Origin of the sequence: Pseudomonas sp. COR18, from assembly GCF_048568395.1 — a bacterium.
Taxonomy (GTDB): domain Bacteria; phylum Pseudomonadota; class Gammaproteobacteria; order Pseudomonadales; family Pseudomonadaceae; genus Aquipseudomonas; species Aquipseudomonas fuscovaginae_B.
This window is the reverse complement of the sequence record NZ_CP183808.1, coordinates 2769733-2785014: the sequence shown is the minus strand read 5'-3', so window position 1 is coordinate 2785014 and position 15282 is coordinate 2769733. Positions and strand designations below refer to the sequence as shown.

General features: G+C 65.1%; 15 protein-coding genes. 7 read left to right on the top strand and 8 right to left on the bottom strand.

Annotation, left to right across the window (positions count from 1 at the left end):
* The first annotated feature begins 94 nt into the window (after nt 1-94).
* From ACM62G_RS12765 to ACM62G_RS12750, 4 genes are all read left to right on the top strand, one after another.
* Nucleotides 95-2683: a fimbria/pilus outer membrane usher protein gene (locus ACM62G_RS12765; RefSeq protein ID WP_419737253.1), complete on the top strand. Its 2589-nt coding sequence runs from the start codon at nt 95-97 to the stop codon at nt 2681-2683.
* Complete coding sequence (locus ACM62G_RS12760; protein WP_273820059.1) at nt 2680-3651, top strand: fimbrial protein; 972 nt, start codon at nt 2680-2682, stop codon at nt 3649-3651. The genes ACM62G_RS12765 and ACM62G_RS12760 overlap by 4 nt, the downstream gene beginning before the upstream one ends.
* Before the next feature lie 22 nt (nt 3652-3673).
* Entirely contained in the window at nt 3674-4183 is a 510-nt protein-coding gene (locus ACM62G_RS12755; RefSeq protein ID WP_419737252.1) for a fimbrial protein, read from the top strand.
* 63 nt (nt 4184-4246) lie between these two features.
* Nucleotides 4247-4768 carry a fimbrial protein gene (locus tag ACM62G_RS12750; RefSeq protein WP_419737251.1) on the top strand — a complete coding sequence of 174 codons (522 nt, stop codon included), beginning with the start codon at nt 4247-4249 and terminating at the stop codon, nt 4766-4768.
* On the opposite strand, the gene ACM62G_RS12745 is transcribed toward ACM62G_RS12750, so the two are convergent.
* From ACM62G_RS12745 to dadA, 6 genes are all read right to left on the bottom strand, one after another.
* Nucleotides 4759-6684: an acetyl-CoA hydrolase/transferase C-terminal domain-containing protein gene (locus tag ACM62G_RS12745; RefSeq protein WP_419737250.1), complete on the bottom strand. Its 1926-nt coding sequence runs from the start codon at nt 6682-6684 to the stop codon at nt 4759-4761. The two genes, ACM62G_RS12750 and ACM62G_RS12745, sit on opposite strands and share 10 nt — an antisense overlap.
* A gap of 137 nt (nt 6685-6821) precedes the next feature.
* A complete protein-coding gene (locus ACM62G_RS12740; RefSeq protein WP_081005863.1) occupies nt 6822-7235 on the bottom strand; it encodes a c-type cytochrome in 414 nt (137 codons plus the stop codon).
* Between the two features lie 185 nt (nt 7236-7420).
* Nucleotides 7421-7969 (bottom strand): cupin domain-containing protein, encoded by a 549-nt coding sequence (locus ACM62G_RS12735; RefSeq protein ID WP_017901663.1) that lies wholly within the window; start codon nt 7967-7969, stop codon nt 7421-7423.
* A gap of 128 nt (nt 7970-8097) precedes the next feature.
* Nucleotides 8098-9171: an alanine racemase gene (gene alr, locus ACM62G_RS12730; protein WP_273820050.1), complete on the bottom strand. Its 1074-nt coding sequence runs from the start codon at nt 9169-9171 to the stop codon at nt 8098-8100.
* 88 nt (nt 9172-9259) lie between these two features.
* Nucleotides 9260-9613: a RidA family protein gene (locus tag ACM62G_RS12725; RefSeq protein ID WP_054058369.1), complete on the bottom strand. Its 354-nt coding sequence runs from the start codon at nt 9611-9613 to the stop codon at nt 9260-9262.
* Nucleotides 9585-10886 carry a D-amino acid dehydrogenase gene (dadA, locus tag ACM62G_RS12720; RefSeq protein ID WP_054063497.1) on the bottom strand — a complete coding sequence of 434 codons (1302 nt, stop codon included), beginning with the start codon at nt 10884-10886 and terminating at the stop codon, nt 9585-9587. The genes ACM62G_RS12725 and dadA overlap by 29 nt, the downstream gene beginning before the upstream one ends.
* A 157-nt stretch (nt 10887-11043) precedes the next feature.
* Between dadA and ACM62G_RS12715 the strand changes: the two genes are divergently transcribed.
* On the top strand, nt 11044-11532 hold the full coding sequence (locus ACM62G_RS12715) for an Lrp/AsnC ligand binding domain-containing protein (protein ID WP_054058367.1): 489 nt from the start codon (nt 11044-11046) through the stop codon (nt 11530-11532).
* A gap of 30 nt (nt 11533-11562) precedes the next feature.
* On the opposite strand, the gene ACM62G_RS12710 is transcribed toward ACM62G_RS12715, so the two are convergent.
* On the bottom strand, nt 11563-11916 hold the full coding sequence (locus tag ACM62G_RS12710; protein WP_010447925.1) for a YkgJ family cysteine cluster protein: 354 nt from the start codon (nt 11914-11916) through the stop codon (nt 11563-11565).
* Nucleotides 11917-12076: 160 nt separating this feature from the next.
* Between ACM62G_RS12710 and ACM62G_RS12705 the strand changes: the two genes are divergently transcribed.
* Complete coding sequence (locus ACM62G_RS12705) at nt 12077-13369, top strand: NAD(P)/FAD-dependent oxidoreductase (protein WP_419737249.1); 1293 nt, start codon at nt 12077-12079, stop codon at nt 13367-13369.
* 7 nt (nt 13370-13376) lie between these two features.
* On the opposite strand, the gene ACM62G_RS12700 is transcribed toward ACM62G_RS12705, so the two are convergent.
* Nucleotides 13377-13622 carry a DUF1127 domain-containing protein gene (locus ACM62G_RS12700; protein ID WP_273820043.1) on the bottom strand — a complete coding sequence of 82 codons (246 nt, stop codon included), beginning with the start codon at nt 13620-13622 and terminating at the stop codon, nt 13377-13379.
* A 181-nt stretch (nt 13623-13803) separates the two neighbouring features.
* Here ACM62G_RS12700 and ACM62G_RS12695 point away from each other — a divergent pair, with 181 nt between their 5' ends.
* Nucleotides 13804-15237 (top strand): PLP-dependent aminotransferase family protein, encoded by a 1434-nt coding sequence (locus tag ACM62G_RS12695; RefSeq protein ID WP_054056373.1) that lies wholly within the window; start codon nt 13804-13806, stop codon nt 15235-15237.
* The last annotated feature ends 45 nt before the right edge of the window (nt 15238-15282 follow it).

Here is a 15282-nt window from a genome sequence, read left to right as displayed (position 1 = left end):
CACGAGACGCCCGCCCCCTCCGCGATCCCTGACGCGCGCTGGCCGGGCCCGGCTTGCCCGAATTTGGCAACACAAACCGTTTGGAACCTTGACCATGAGATCCCAAAGCTCGCCCGAGTCCATCGGGCCACGTACCCGGCCATGCCGCCTGGCCCGCGTCCTTCATGGCCTGTTGCTGCTGGGCAGCGGCAGCGCCCTGGCCGCGGACGAGGTCGAACGGGTGGAGTTCAACCCGGCATTCTTTCCCGGCGGCGGACAGATCGACATCTCGCGCTTCAACGAAGGCAACGTGGTCCTGCCGGGCCAGTACCGGGCCGACGTCACGGTGAACGGCGACTGGATCGGACGCCAGGACCTGACCTTCGCCAGCGTCGAAGGCCAGAGCAATGCCCAACTGTGCCTGGAGCGCCCGTTGCTGCTGCGCCTGGGCATCGACATCGACCGTGTGCCGGCCAAGGCTGCCGAAGCCGGCGAGCCGGTCCCGCCCGCGCTGCCGACGGCTGTCTACTGCGGCAGCCTCGGCACCTACGTACCGGGTGCCAGCGTCAGCTTCGATGCCGGCGAGAGCCGGCTCGACCTGCTGGTGCCGCAAATCTACCTGTCACGCTCGGTCCGCGGCTACGTCAGCCCGGAGTACTGGGATTCGGGCGTCAATGCCGCCTTCGCCCGCTACAATGCCAACGGTTTCCGCAACAGCAACCAGGGCCGCTCATCGTTCTCCAGCTACCTGGGGCTGCACACCGGCCTCAATCTGGAAGGCTGGCACCTGCGCCACAACGGCGCCTACAGCAGCAACGAAGCCGGCAGCCAGTACCAGAGCAGCGCCACCTACCTGCAACGGGAGTTGCCCGGGCTGCAATCGCAACTGATGGCCGGCGAGATCTACACCACCGGCGAACTGTTCGACAGCCTGCGCATGCGCGGCGCCACCCTGTCCACCGACGACCGCATGCTGCCCGACTCGCTGACCGGCTACGCGCCGATCGTCCGCGGGGTGGCCGAGACCAACGCACGGGTCAGCGTCCGCCAGCGCGGCATCCTGCTCGACGAAGTCAGCGTGGCACCCGGGCCGTTCGTACTCAACGACCTGTTCCCCACCGGCTACGGCGGCGACCTGGAGGTCACCGTCACCGAAGCCGATGGCCGGCAACGCCAGTTCATCGTGCCGTTCGCCTCCAACATCAACCTGCTGCGCCCCGGCTACAGCCGCTACTCCCTGAGCCTGGGCGAGATGGACGAACTGGGCATCGACAGCAAGCCCTGGCTGGCCCAGGGCACGTTCCAGTACGGCCTGAACAACCTGCTCACCGGCTACACCGGCGCGCTGGCCTCCGAGGGCTACAACGCTCAGGTGTTCGGTTCGGCACTGAATACGCCGGTGGGGGCGATCTCCTTCGACCTGACCACTTCCCAGGCCGAGATCCCCGGCCTGGGCCGGCGCCGCGGGCAAAGCCTGCAGGCGCGCTACAACAAGATCTTCGCCAGCACCGGTACCGACTTCGCCCTGGGTGCCTTCCGTTACTCCACCGACGGCTTCCTCACCGCCCGCGACACCGCGCAACTGCGCGAGCTGGCACGCACCGGCGGCGACCTGGAGCGCGTCGGTCGCCTGCGCGAGCGCCTGGACATCAGCCTCAACCAGAACCTGGAGCGCGGCTCGCTGTTCCTCACCGGCTCGTCGCAGCACTACTGGAACCGCAAGGGCGGCGAGCTGAGCTTCACCGCCGGCTACAACGGCAACTGGCAGCGCGTGAACTACACCGTCAGCGCCCAGCGCAGCCGCGACCTGCTGAGCAACCGCAGCAGCAACCAGATAGACCTCACCTTCCACCTGCCCCTGGGCCATTCCGACCGCGCGCCCAACCTGTCGAGCACGCTGATCCACGGCGATCGCCAGAACAGCGCGCGAGCGGGTCTGAGCGGCACCCTGGGCGAGCGCAACGAGTACAACTACGGTGCCTCGCTCAGCCATGCCGACAACGGTGTCGGCAACAGCTTCAACGCCGACCTGCAATACCGCAGCCGCTACGCCCTGGCCTCCACCAGCCACAGCCAGGGCAAGGACTACCACGCGCAGTCGCTGAGCCTGTCCGGCGGCCTGGTGGCCCATGCCGACGGCGTGACCCTGACCCCGGAACTGGGCGACACCATCGGCCTGGTCAACGCTCCCGGCGCGCAGGGCGCCTGGGTCGGCGGCAACACCCAGGTCGATGGGAAGGGCTACGCCGTGGTGCCGCACCTGACCCCCTATCGCCAGAACGTGGTGGAACTCGACCCGCGCGACATGTCCCACGACGTCGAACTCAAGGCCGCCTCCCACAACATCGCGCCCCGTGCCGGCTCGGTGGTGGTGATGAAGTACGAAACCAGCAGCGGCCGCGCCGTGATGATCGATGCCGCCAGAGACGACCACTCCGCGCTGCCGTTCGGTGCCGATGTATTCGATGAGGACCACGCCCATGTCGGCGTGGTCGGCCAGGGTGGCAAGGTCTTCGTTCGGGTCGCCCGCGATCGCGGCCAACTCATCGTCAAGTGGGGCGCCAGCAGTGCCAGCCAGTGCCGGATCGACTACGACCTCGGCCCGCAGGACAGCAGCGGCAGCTCCCAGAACCTGCGCCAGATCGACGGCCTCTGCCAGGCCATCGACAGCCCGCAAACCCCGACTTCGCGAGATCCACAATGAAAGCTCCGATCCGCTCACTGGCCGTATTGGCCGCCAGCCTGACCCTGTCCACACTGGCCCAGGCCGGCTGTGACTACTATCCCAACATCCGCAACGGCGCGACCTTTCCGAGCACCATCACCGTACCGGCCGACCTGCCGGTGGGCCGGCTGATCGCCCAGGTATCGCTCAGCCGACCGTTCCCCAGCGGCGAAAGCCGCTGCTCGCCCGCGTTCCCCTACCAAATCGTCGGGCGCTATGCCGCTTCCGACCAGGTCGACCTCGGTGGGCCAAGGCTCATGGGCTATCGCACCAACGTGCCGGGAGTCGCTGTGCTGATCCGTAACAGGAGCCCTGACGCCACCTTGTTCAGATCGGTCGAGCTCCACAGCTCTTCAGGCACAGAGCCCGGGTTACCCTGGATCATCGTGCACACCATGGCGGACATGGAGGCGCATTTCTACAAGATCGGCAACATCTCGACAGGCACGGTCCCCGCCGGGAACCTGCGGCAACAGTACTGGAGCGGCCGGCTGATCAAGACCATAGCGCTCAACAACTCGGTGCAGTTCGTCGTTCAATCCCCGACCTGCGACCTGGCGGTCGGCGACGTCAACCGCACGATCAACCTGGACAAGATCCAGCTCTCGAACTTCACCGGCAACTCGGCCGGCAAATACAACTTCGAGATCAGCGCCAATTGCAACAATGCCTCCAGCGTGACCTTCCGCTTCACCGGCACCCCGGCCAACGGTGACAGCTATCGCTTCGCCAACACCGGTACCGCCCCCGGCGTTGGCACATGGCTGTACTCACGCATCGGCGGTGTCGAGTCCACCATCCGCGCCAACGGCACCGAAAACACCCGCACCGTGAGTGTCAGCGCCAACCGGGCGGTCCTGCCGCTGGGCGCCGCCTACTGGAAGATCGGCACACCGGGCAAAGGCACCCTCGTCAGCGCCGTGACCGTCAACATCACCTACAACTAACCCCACCAGAAGGACCACCGGAATGAAAACCCCTCTCCTGGCACTCGCCCTTTTGATCGCCGGCAGCCTCACCGCCGCCCAGGCCGCCACCACCGGTACCCTGACCGTGCGCGGCCAGATCGACGGCGGTACCTGCAACCTCGACACCATCAGCAATCCGACACTGCCGACCGTCAAGGTCAGCGACTTCGACTCCAGCATCTGGACCGGGCTCAAGGAGTTCAGCCTGGGCGCCACCTGCGACTCGGACATCAGGAACGTCATCTTCACCTTCTCCGGCACCCCGGCTTCCGCCGACCCCACCCGCTGGGCCAATACCGGCACGGCCGGTGGTATCTCCACCGTGCTCCAGGCCCGCGACGGGGCGAACTACAACATCCCGGCCAACGGTACCGCCGCCCAACGCCAGCGCACCGTCGCGACCAGCGCCGGCAAGGCCACGCTGCCCATGGCGGCGCACTACATAAAAACCGGCACCGTCTCCAAGGGCACCCTGCTGACCACGGCGACGGTGAGCATCACCTATAACTGAAACACCGGCCCCGCTGCGCCGCGATAGCGGTAGCCAGCACCCCGCCAGAACGGACAACATCTCATGAAAACCTACCTGTTACCCCTGGTGCTGATGGTTGCCGCCACCCTCGAGAACGCCTCGGCGGAAACCCTCAATCCGGGCAATCTGCAGATCGAGGGCCTGGTCGAGGGCGGGACCTGCAACCTGGTCCCCGGGGAATACGATCGACCGGTGGTCCTGCCACCGGCCAAGGTCGGCGACTTCAGCGGCAGCGAATCGACGGGCCACCGCGACTTCGAAATCAGTGCCCTCTGCGATTCGGATATCACCAGCGTGACCTTCACCTTCGCCGGCACCCAGGTGCCGACAGACGGCGCCCGCTTCGCCAATACCGGCGATGCCCAAGGCGTCGGGCTGTGGCTGTACTCGCGGCTGGGCGGCGTGCAACGGACCATCCGCGCCGACGGCGGCGACAGCGCCCGCACCCTGTCGCCCAGCGGCGGCCAGGCGGTGCTGCCGCTGGGCGCGGCCTACTGGAAGACCGGCAGCGTGCGCGAAGGCACACTGGTCAGCCAGGCCACCGTGGAAATCACCTACAACTGAAGGTGCCGGGCGGTCGCCTGCAAGCCCGCCAACAGCAGACGCTGATACAACTCTTCGCGCAGCCCCTGGGGCTGGTCCAGGCCCATGCGTTGCAGGTGCGCGGGGAACGCCGACGGCTCGGGGGCCTCCAGGGTCGCCTTGCCCAGCTCCAGCACTTCGCTGAGCTTGAAGTGGCGCTTGAGCCAGTTCAGCGCCCGCAACAGGTCGCGCTCCTCGGCGGTGAAATCACTGCCCAGCGGATACTCCACGAACAGTTGCGGATGGCGCTCACGCAGCGCTTCCAGGCGCTGTGGCGTGTTGTCGGCAAAGCGCGGGTCGAGATGAAAATCCCGCGGCAGCTTGCCGGCCTTCTGCGCCTGCTCGATCAGCCCGGCCTGAAATCGTGAATCGCTGATGTTGAGCAGCGCCTCGATCACCACGGCATCGCTCTTGCCGCGCAGGTCGGCGATCCCGTACTCGGTCACCACGATATCGCGCAGGTGCCGGGGAATGGTGCAGTGGCCATACTCCCAGACAATATTGGAACTGGCCTCGCCACCGGCCTCGCGCCAGCTGCGCAGGATCAGCACCGAACGCGCACCCTGCAGCGCATGCCCCTGGGCGACGAAGTTGTACTGCCCGCCCACGCCGCTGAGCACCCGCCCGTCCTCGAGCTGGTCGGCCACCCCGGCACCGAGCAGGGTCATGGTGAAGGCACTGTTGATGAACCGCGCCTCCCGGCGTTGCAGACGCTTGAGTTGCTCATTGCCATACAGCTCGTTGATGTAGCTGATGGCGGTCATGTTGAACTCGGCGAGCCGTTCCCGCGGCAACGCCCGCAGCCGCTGGTAGAAACTGTGTGGCCCGAGGAAGAAGCCACCGTGCACCACCACGCCTGCCGTGGCGTCGGGCTGCCCGGCGATGGCCCGGCGCTGCGCGTCGATATCGGCATGGACGCGACGCCGCACGATACCCGCATCGGCCAGCACCAGCAGGCCATTGACGAACATCTCGCTGCAACCGTATAGGCCGCTGGCAAAGGGTTCGATACCCCCTTCACGGTCGATCAGCGCCTGCCACGGCCGTATGTCGAGGTCGTCCAACAGGGCACGATAGCCTGCGTTGTCGGCATGCCGGGACAACAACGCGGCGGTCAGCGCATCGCCCATCGAGCCGATACCGATCTGCAGGGTTCCGCCATCGCGCACCAGGGTGCTGGCATGCAGGCCGATGAAGTGGTCCTGGCAGCCGACCGGCATGTTCGGCGTGGAAAACAGCGTGCTGCGCTCAGGCTCGTCGATCAGCAGGTCGAAAGCCGCACGGTCGATCTCCGAGTCGCCCGGCATGTAGGGCAATTGGGCATGTACCTGGCCCAGCAACAGGATGGTCTCGCCGGCGGCGCGGCGCCTGGCGATCATCGGCAGCAGGTCGAGGGTGATGTCCGGGTTGCAACTGAGGCTCAGGCGGCCCGGCTGCTGCTCGTCAGCGGCGACCAGTTGGGCCACCAGGTTGAGGCCGGCGGCGTTGATGTCCCGGGCGGCATGGCTGTAGTTGCTGCTGACGTAGTCCTGCTGGGCGGCGGTGCTGTGGAGCAGGCTGCCGGGCTGGAGGAAGAACTGTTCGATGCGGATATTGGCCGGCAGGCGGTCACGCCGTAGGTCGTCGAGAAAATCCAGTTCCGGGTAGTCGCCGAAGACCCGCTCGACGAAGGGTTCGAGAAAACGCCGCTGCAAACCCTCACCGAGGGGTGGCCGGCCCAGGCTCAGCGCGGTGTAGATCGTCAGTTGCCGCTGCGGCAACCGGCTGACCCGCCGGTACAACGCATTGACGAAACGATTGGGTTTGCCCAGCCCCAGCGGCAGGCCCATGTGGATATGCGTGGGCAACCGTGCCAGCACTTCGTCGACCGCCCGCTCGATGGAACACGTCAGCGTCATCCGACCTTCCTCGCTTGTACCTGGATGGAGGTTGGACCGGGCTTGCCGGGGCTTTGCTGCACAGGCCAATCGAAAATTCTGAAAGGCAGGTACGAAAAAGCCGCTCGAAAGCGGCTTTCCCAGGAAGATCCATTGGCTTACAGGCCGGACATCTTCTTGATCGCACCCTTGAGTTCGTCGTCCGAGCAATCGGCACAGGTGCCTTTTGGCGGCATCGAGTTGATGCCGGTGATGGCCTTGGCGAGGATGCCGTCGAGGCCGCCCTGGTGATCGGCACGTTCCTTCCAGGCTGCGGTGTCGCCGATTTTCGGCGCGCCCAGCAGGCCGGAGCCGTGGCAAGCGTTGCAATGCTTGGCAATCACTTCGTCAGGGGTCTTGGCGCCGCCACCACCGCCCGCCGATGCCGCGACCTCCATCCCCTTGCATTCCTGACCTTGAACACAGACCTGGCCGACCGGCTCCAGGCGCTTGGCGATCTCGTCGTTCGTCGTAGCTTGAGCGCTGACAGCCCATAGGGCCAATACGGTTGCTGGTGCAGCCAGCATTTTCATAATTAGGTTCACGCGTTCACCCTCAATGGTGGCTAATCACGCCGCGACCACGGTTTCGCGGGCGGGCGTGAGTATAGCGGTAAGACCGCTGCTGCGAAACAACCCCTGTAGTTGCAAGGGTATTGCCCACAACGCGGGTCCGTACTGCCGGGCGCCCTGAATCCCTGAGCTGGCGCCCCGGGCCGTCAGAAGTTGGCCGGTGTCGCTGCGCTGATTAGTCGCGCCGGGGTGTCGAACGGGTTACGGAAGCGATGCGGCTTGGTACTTTCAAAATAGTAGCTGTCGCCCGCTTCGAGGACGAATGTTTCCAGACCGACCACCAGTTCCAGCCGACCTTCGAGCAGGATGCCGGTCTCTTCGCCTTCGTGGGTCAACATTTCCTCGCCGGTGTCGGCGCCGGGCGGGTAGATTTCGTTGAGAAAGGCGATGGCGCGACTCGGATGGGCGCGGCCGACCAGCTTCATGGTCACGGCGCCGTCGGAGATATCGATCAGCTCATGGGCCTTGTAGACGATCTGCGTCGGCGTTTCCTGGAGGATCTCTTCGGAAAAGAACTCGACCATCGACATGGGAATGCCGCCAAGCACCTTGCGCAACGAACTGATCGAGGGACTGACGCTGTTCTTCTCGATCATCGAAATGGTGCTATTGGTGACGCCCGCACGCTTGGCGAGTTCACGCTGAGACAGACCTTTCATTTTGCGGATGGATTGCAGTCGTTCACCGACGTCCAATGCGGCAGCCCCCCAGGCATTCAGGCGATGTTGTAATTGAGCGATATCATGGCATAGCGTTCAGTATTTACAACACTTGGACCCGAATCCGCCTGGGCAAACGCCCCAACGGTCGTGCCGGCTTACCGCTATTGCCCGGTGTAGAGCCTCGGGACCCGGCGCAGGTTGCAGAAGATCTGGTACGGAATGGTTTCGGCTCGGGCCGCCACCTCGCTGGCCAGGATGTTCCTGCCCCACAGCTCGACGGTCGAACCCAGGCCGGCCTGGGGGATATCCGTGAGGTCGACGCAGAGCATGTCCATTGACACCCGACCGAGCAACTGGCTGCGCTGACCAGCCACCAGCACCGGCGTACCGGTCGGGGCATGGCGTGGATAACCGTCGGCATAGCCCATGGCGACCACCCCGAGACGCATCGGCCCGGGCGTGACGAACCGGCCGCCATAGCCCACCGGCTCGCCGGCCGGCAGTTCGCGCACGCTGATGATTTTCGACTCGAGGGTCATGACCGGCTGCATCCGCGAGGCGACCGGGTGCTCGGCGTCGAACGGGCTGGCACCGTACAGCAGGATGCCGGGGCGCACCCAGTCGCTGGGAATCCGCGGCCAGCCGAGCACCGCCGGCGAGTTGCGCAGGCTGACTTCGGCGGCCAGGCCCTGGCGTGCCGCCTCGAACACCGCGACCTGCTCCTCGCTGCGCTGGCTGTCCAGCTCGTCGGCCCGGGCGAAGTGGCTCATCAGCACGATCTTCGCCACCTTGCCGGTGGCCAGCAGGCGCCGGTAGGCCGGCTGGTAGTCGTCCGGGTGCAGGCCGACCCGGTGCATCCCGGTGTCCAGCTTCAGCCAGACGGTGATCGGCGCGGCGATGGCCGCCTGCTCGATCGCTTCCAACTGCCACAGCGAATGCACCACGCACCAGAGATCGTGCGCGACGATCAACGCCAGTTCGTCGGCCTCGAAGAAGCCTTCGAGCAACAGGATCGGCCCGCGGATGCCTGCGGCCCGCAGTTCCAGCGCTTCTTCGATGCAGGCCACGGCAAAACCGTCGGCCTCGGCTTCCAGGGCCTGGGCGCACTCTACCGCGCCATGCCCATAGGCGTCGGCCTTGATCACCGCGAGGGCACGGGCCCCCGCTACTTCGCGGGCCAGCCGGTAGTTGTGGCGCAGGGCTTGGAGGTCGATCAGGGCACGGGCAGGACGCATGGTGGCAAACTTCTAGGCAGTCGGTGGGTAATAAAAAACCGGCATGACAAATGGAGGGCCACAGGTCATGCCGGGAGAGGGATCTTGCTTAAGGCAGGGCGGCGACGACCGACAGCTCCACGAGGATTTCCGGTTCGCAGAGCTTGGCCTCGACCGTGGCGCGGGCCGGGGCGACGCCCTTGGGCAGCCACTTGTCCCAGACCGCGTTCATGCCGGCGAAGTCGGCATCGATGTCCTTCAGGTAAATGGTCACCGACAGCAGACGGGTCTTGTCGGTACCGGCCAGATCCAGCAGACGCTCGATGTTGGCGAGGGTCTCGCGGGTCTGTTTTTCGATGTCGCCACTCAGGTCGTCACCAACCTGCCCGGCCAGATACACCGTACCGCCGTGAACGACGATCTGGCTCATGCGCTCATTGGTGAGCTGGCGCTGGATTGCCATGTCTTGCAGTCTCCTGGTGATTGCCATAACGGGAAATATCGAGGCCTTCGGCACTGATCTGCGGCTTCTTCTTCGCCATCAGGTCAGCCAGCAGGCGACCTGAACCGCAGGCCATGGTCCAGCCGAGCGTACCGTGGCCAGTGTTCAGGAACAGGTTGCGCAGCGGCGTGGCGCCCACGATCGGGGTGCCGTCGGGGGTGGTCGGACGCAGGCCGGTCCAGAAACTGGCCGCCTGCAGGTCACCGCCCTGAGGATAAAGATCGTTGACGATCATCTCCAGTGTTTCGCGCCGACGCGGGTTCAGCGACAGGTCGAAACCGGCGATTTCCGCCATGCCGCCGACGCGGATGCGGTTGTCGAAACGGGTGATCGCGACCTTGTAGGTCTCGTCGAGAATGGTCGAGGTCGGCGCCATCGCCGGGTTGGTGATCGGCACGGTCAGCGAGTAACCCTTGAGCGGGTAGACCGGCGCCTTGATCCCCAGTGGCTTGAGCAGTTGCGGCGAGTAGCTGCCCAGGGCCAGCACGTAGCGGTCGGCGGTTTCCAGCTTGCCATCGATCCACACGCCGTTGACGCGGTCGCCGGCGTGGTCCAGGCGCTGGATGTCCTGGCCGAAGCGGAATTCCACCCCCAGCTTGACGGCCATTTCGGCCAGGCGGGTAGTGAACATCTGGCAGTCACCGGTCTGGTCGTTCGGCAGGCGCAGGGCACCGGCGAGGATATCGGTGACACTCGCCAGGGCCGGCTCGACCCGGGCAATGCCGGCACGGTCGAGCAGTTCGAACGGCACGCCGGACTCCTTGAGCACGGCGATGTCCTTCGCCGCGCCATCCAGTTGCGCCTGGGTGCGGAACAGTTGGGTAGTCCCCAGGCTGCGGCCTTCGTAGGCGATGCCGGTTTCGGCGCGCAGTTCGTCGAGGCAGTCGCGGCTGTACTCGGACAGGCGAACCATGCGCTCCTTGTTCACCGCATAGCGGCTGGCGGTGCAGTTGCGCAGCATCTGTGCCATCCACAGGTACTGGTCGATATCGGCAGTGGCCTTGATCGCCAGCGGCGCGTGACGCTGCAGCAGCCACTTGATGGCTTTCAACGGCACGCCCGGGGCAGCCCACGGCGAGGCATAACCGGGCGAGACCTGGCCGGCGTTGGCGAAACTGGTCTCCATCGCGACGGCCGGCTGGCGGTCGACCACCACCACCTCGAAGCCGGCCCGGGCCAGATAATAAGCGCTGGCGGTTCCGATGACGCCACTACCCAAGACCAGAACTCGCATGTTTATGCCCCTCAATGGCGGCCAGCCGCCGATGTTTATTGTTCAAAGCAGAGATGCGCGCAGTGTAAAAAACAACAGCCAGTGCTTTTCACTATATAAGTGCCTATATTTGGCGAGAATTCTCGGCAATATGGCTTTTTACGGAGGCGCATCCCCTATGCGGACCAATCACCAGAGCAAACGCGAGCTGGACAAGATCGACCGCAACATCCTGCGGATCCTTCAGACAGACGCACGTATTTCATTCACCGAACTGGGCGAGAAGGTCGGCCTGTCGACCACCCCCTGCACGGAGCGGGTACGCCGGCTGGAGCGCGAAGGGATCATCATGAGCTACAACGCCCGGCTCAATCCGCAGCACCTGAAGGGCAGCCTGCTGGTGTTCGTCGAGATCAGCCTCGACTACAAGTCCGGCGATACCTTCGAGGAGTTCCGCCGTGCGGTGCTCAAGCTGCCGCATGTGCTGGAATGCCACCTGGTGTCGGGCGACTTCGATTACCTGGTCAAGGCGCGGATTTCCGAGATGGCGTCCTACCGCAAGCTGCTGGGCGACATCCTGCTCAAGCTGCCCCACGTACGCGAATCGAAGAGCTATATCGTGATGGAGGAAGTGAAGGAGAGCCTGAACCTGCCGATCCCGGACTGAATCTGGCGACACACCGATCGCCTGGCGAGACTAGACCAGCACCTGCCGGGTGCTGGCGATGTAGTCGTGAACCTGCTTCTCGATCCGTGGATGAATCATCTCCACCGGTCGGCGGCCATTGGGGCATGGCAGGCTCGGCGTGGTGCCGAACAGCCGGCAGATCAACGGCCGCTCGTCATACACCGTGCAGCCATTCGGCCCCAGGTGCACGCAATTGAGTTCGTTCAGTGCCGCTTCCTGCTCGGCAGCGGTCTTGCGGGGCAGGCGGGCCATTTCCTCCGAGGAGGTGGTCACCGGCCCACAGCAGTCATGACAGCCCGGCACACATTCGAAGGACGGGATCTGCTGCCGCAGAAAGCGGATTTTCTGGCTGTTGCAGCTCATCGAGGCCTTACCAAATACCGGGAAAGACCTGGATTCTGCCTGAAAAGGCCCATCCCAGACAGCACCTCCTCTAGCCATGCAGGCCATCAAGTTGCCCGTGCGAGGGGCTGCGGCTTATCCTCCGTCAAATTTTCCAAACACGATCATCAGGACCACGCACATGAACGCCCCTGCCCGGCATACCGCTTCCTACTACGCCGCCAGCAGCCACCCGCAACCGGAATATCCTCCGTTGCAGGGCGAGGTGCAGGCCGACGTCTGCGTGGTGGGCGGCGGTTTCTCCGGGCTCAATACCGCCATCGAACTGGCCGAACGCGGCCTCGCCGTGGTCCTGCTGGAAGCCCGCAGGATCGGCTGGGGCGCCAGCGGGCGCAACGGCGGGCAACTGATCCGCGGCGTCGGCCATGGCCTGGAGCAGTTCGCCCCGGTCATCGGCCAGGACGGTGTGCACCGCCTGAAACTGCTGGGACTGGAAGCGGTGGAAATCGTCCGCCAGCGCATCGAGCGGTTCCGGATCGACTGCGACCTGACCTGGGGCTACTGCGACCTGGCGAACAAGCCCCGTGAACTGGAAGGTTTCGCCGAGGACGCCGAAGAACTCCGGCAACTGGGCTACCGCCACGAAACCCGCCTGCTGCAGGCCCACGAAATGCACAGCGTGGTCGGCTCCGACCGCTACGTCGGTGGCCTGGTCGACATGGGCTCGGGGCACCTGCACCCGCTGAACCTGGCCCTCGGCGAAGCGGCGGCGGCCGAACAACTGGGCGTGAAGCTGTTCGAACAGTCCGCCGTCACCCGCATCGACTACGGCCCGCAGGTGCGGGTCCATACGGCACAGGGAGCGGTGCGCGCCACGACCCTGGTGCTGGCCTGCAACGCCTACATCAACGGGCTCAACGACGAACTGGGCGGCAAGGTGCTGCCCGCCGGCAGCTACATCATCGCCACCGAGCCGTTGAGCGAGGAGCAGGCCCGCTCGGTGTTGCCGCAGAACATGGCGGTCTGCGACCAGCGGGTCGCGCTGGACTACTACCGGCTATCGGCCGACCGCCGCCTGCTGTTCGGCGGCGCCTGTCACTACTCCGGTCGCGACCCGCAGGATATCGCCGGCTACATGCGGCCCAAGATGCTCAAGGTATTCCCGCAACTGGCCGGGGTGAAGATCGACTACCACTGGGGCGGGATGATCGGCATCGGTGCCAACCGCCTGCCGCAGATCGGCCGCTTGCAGGCGCAGCCCAACGTCTATTACGCCCAGGCCTATGCCGGACATGGCCTCAACGCCACCCACCTGGCCGGCCGCTTGCTGGCCGAGGCCATCAGCGGCCAGCAACACGATGATTTCGACCTGTTCGCCCGGGTCCCGCATATCACCTTCCCGGGCGGCAGATACCTGCGTTCGCCGCTGCTGGCGCTGGGGATGCTCTGGCATCGCCTCAAGGAATTGCGCTAATCGGCCACTAGTCACGCCAGAAAGGTTTCAGCCCTTCGGCCAGGGCCTCGCTGCGGGTCAGGCCGATATCGCGCAACTGGTCGGCCGTGAGTTCGAGCAGCACCTTGCGGGTACGCAGGCGATGCCAGAACAGGCCCATCCGACTCAACTCGGGAGCGCGCGGGGCAACGCAGGAAACCGCCCCCGCCCGCTCCTGCCCGGTCATCAGTTCCTGGTCACGCAAAACCAGACGCACATCGCTCAAGCCGTTCATTGCCATTGCTCCTTCGTTACTCGGTTGCCCTGAGTAGCAAGGATGGCCTTTGGCGCAAAACCATTACAGATTCAAACAACCTGTATTATTTCCATACAGATTTGGCGAAATCGTGACTGAATCCTGTATTTTCTGGCAATCTGTACCGGTATCCCGTTCGCATCCTGATCGAGCAGCCGCCATGAGCCTCTACGTCAACCTCGCCGAATTGCTGGGAACCCGCATAGAACAAGGCTTCTACCGTCCGGGCGACCGCCTGCCGTCTGTACGGGCGTTGAGCGTGGAGCATGGTGTCAGCCTGAGTACGGTGCAGCAGGCCTATCGGCTGCTGGAAGACAACGGACTGGCCCTGCCCAAGCCCAAGTCCGGTTATTTCGTGCCGGCCAGCCGGGAATTGCCAGCGTTGCCGGTCGCCGGTCGCCCGGCACAGCGGCCGGTGGAAATCTCCCAGTGGGACCAGGTGCTGGACCTGATCCGCGCGGTGCCACGCAAGGACACCGTACAGTTGGGCCGCGGCATCCCCGACATCGGCAGCCCGACCATGAAGCCGCTGCTGCGCAGCCTGGCGCAGATCAGCCGTCGCCAGGACCTGCCAGGGCTGGCCTACGACAACATTTACGGCAACCTCGGCCTGCGCGAGCAGATCGCCCGGCTGCTGCTCGATTCCGGCTGCCACCTAGGCGCCCAGGACCTGGTGGTCACCACCGGCTGCCACGAGGCGCTGTCGGCCAGTATCCGTGCCACCTGCAACCATGGCGACATCGTCGCGGTGGACTCGCCCAGCTTCCATGGCGCCATGCAGACCCTCAAGGGCCTGGGCATGAAAGCCCTGGAGATTCCCACCGACCCGCTCACCGGCATCAGCCTCGACGCCCTCGAACTGGCCCTGGAACAGTGGCCGATCAAGGCCATACAGTTGACCCCCAACTGCAACAACCCGCTGGGCTACATCATGCCGGAGTCGCGCAAGCGGGCACTGCTGCAGTTGGCGCAGCGCTTCGACGTCGCGATCATCGAGGACGATGTGTATGGCGAACTGTCCTACACCTACCCGCGACCGCGGACCATCAAGTCGTTCGACGACGATGGCCGGGTGCTGCTCTGCAGTTCGTTCTCCAAGACCCTGGCCCCGGGCCTGCGGGTCGGCTGGGTCGCGCCCGGCCGCTACCTGGAACGCGTGCTGCACATGAAGTACATCAGTACCGGCGCCAGCGCCCCGCAACCGCAACTGGCGGTCGCCGACTTCCTGCGCAACGGCCATTTCGAGCCCCATCTGCGGCGGATGCGCACGCAATACCAGCGCAATCGCGACCTGATGCTCGATTGGGTCAGCCGCTACTTCCCCGCCGGTACCCGTGCCAGCCGGCCCCAGGGCAGCTTCATGCTGTGGGTCGAGCTGCCGGAGGGCTTCGACACTCTGCGGCTCAATCGCGCCCTGGCCGACCAGGGGGTCCAGGTCGCGGTGGGCAGCATCTTCTCGGCCTCGGGCAAATACCGCAATTGCCTGCGGATGAACTACGCTGCCAAGCCAACGGCGCAGATCGAGGAGGCGGTCCGCAAGGTTGGCGCGACAGCGATCCGCCTGTTGAACGAAGATTCGTGCAGCGACGATTGACCTTTATCCGCCGGCCAGCGTCCATATCCCGACACTGGCCAGACT

Excerpts from the sequence above, each read along its gene's own strand:
- ACM62G_RS12765 (WP_419737253.1), top strand. The coding sequence starts at position 95 with ATGAGATCCCAAAGCTCGCCCGAGTCCATCGGGCCACGTACCCGGCCA.
- ACM62G_RS12760 (WP_273820059.1), top strand. The coding sequence starts at position 2,680 with ATGAAAGCTCCGATCCGCTCACTGGCCGTATTGGCCGCCAGCCTGACC.
- ACM62G_RS12755 (WP_419737252.1), top strand. The coding sequence starts at position 3,674 with ATGAAAACCCCTCTCCTGGCACTCGCCCTTTTGATCGCCGGCAGCCTC.
- ACM62G_RS12750 (WP_419737251.1), top strand. The coding sequence starts at position 4,247 with ATGAAAACCTACCTGTTACCCCTGGTGCTGATGGTTGCCGCCACCCTC.
- ACM62G_RS12745 (WP_419737250.1), bottom strand. The coding sequence starts at position 6,684 with ATGACGCTGACGTGTTCCATCGAGCGGGCGGTCGACGAAGTGCTGGCA.
- ACM62G_RS12740 (WP_081005863.1), bottom strand. The coding sequence starts at position 7,235 with ATGAAAATGCTGGCTGCACCAGCAACCGTATTGGCCCTATGGGCTGTC.
- alr (WP_273820050.1), bottom strand. The coding sequence starts at position 9,171 with ATGCGTCCTGCCCGTGCCCTGATCGACCTCCAAGCCCTGCGCCACAAC.
- ACM62G_RS12725 (WP_054058369.1), bottom strand. The coding sequence starts at position 9,613 with ATGGCAATCCAGCGCCAGCTCACCAATGAGCGCATGAGCCAGATCGTC.
- dadA (WP_054063497.1), bottom strand. The coding sequence starts at position 10,886 with ATGCGAGTTCTGGTCTTGGGTAGTGGCGTCATCGGAACCGCCAGCGCT.
- ACM62G_RS12715 (WP_054058367.1), top strand. The coding sequence starts at position 11,044 with ATGCGGACCAATCACCAGAGCAAACGCGAGCTGGACAAGATCGACCGC.
- ACM62G_RS12710 (WP_010447925.1), bottom strand. The coding sequence starts at position 11,916 with ATGAGCTGCAACAGCCAGAAAATCCGCTTTCTGCGGCAGCAGATCCCG.
- ACM62G_RS12705 (WP_419737249.1), top strand. The coding sequence starts at position 12,077 with ATGAACGCCCCTGCCCGGCATACCGCTTCCTACTACGCCGCCAGCAGC.
- ACM62G_RS12700 (WP_273820043.1), bottom strand. The coding sequence starts at position 13,622 with ATGAACGGCTTGAGCGATGTGCGTCTGGTTTTGCGTGACCAGGAACTG.
- ACM62G_RS12695 (WP_054056373.1), top strand. The coding sequence starts at position 13,804 with ATGAGCCTCTACGTCAACCTCGCCGAATTGCTGGGAACCCGCATAGAA.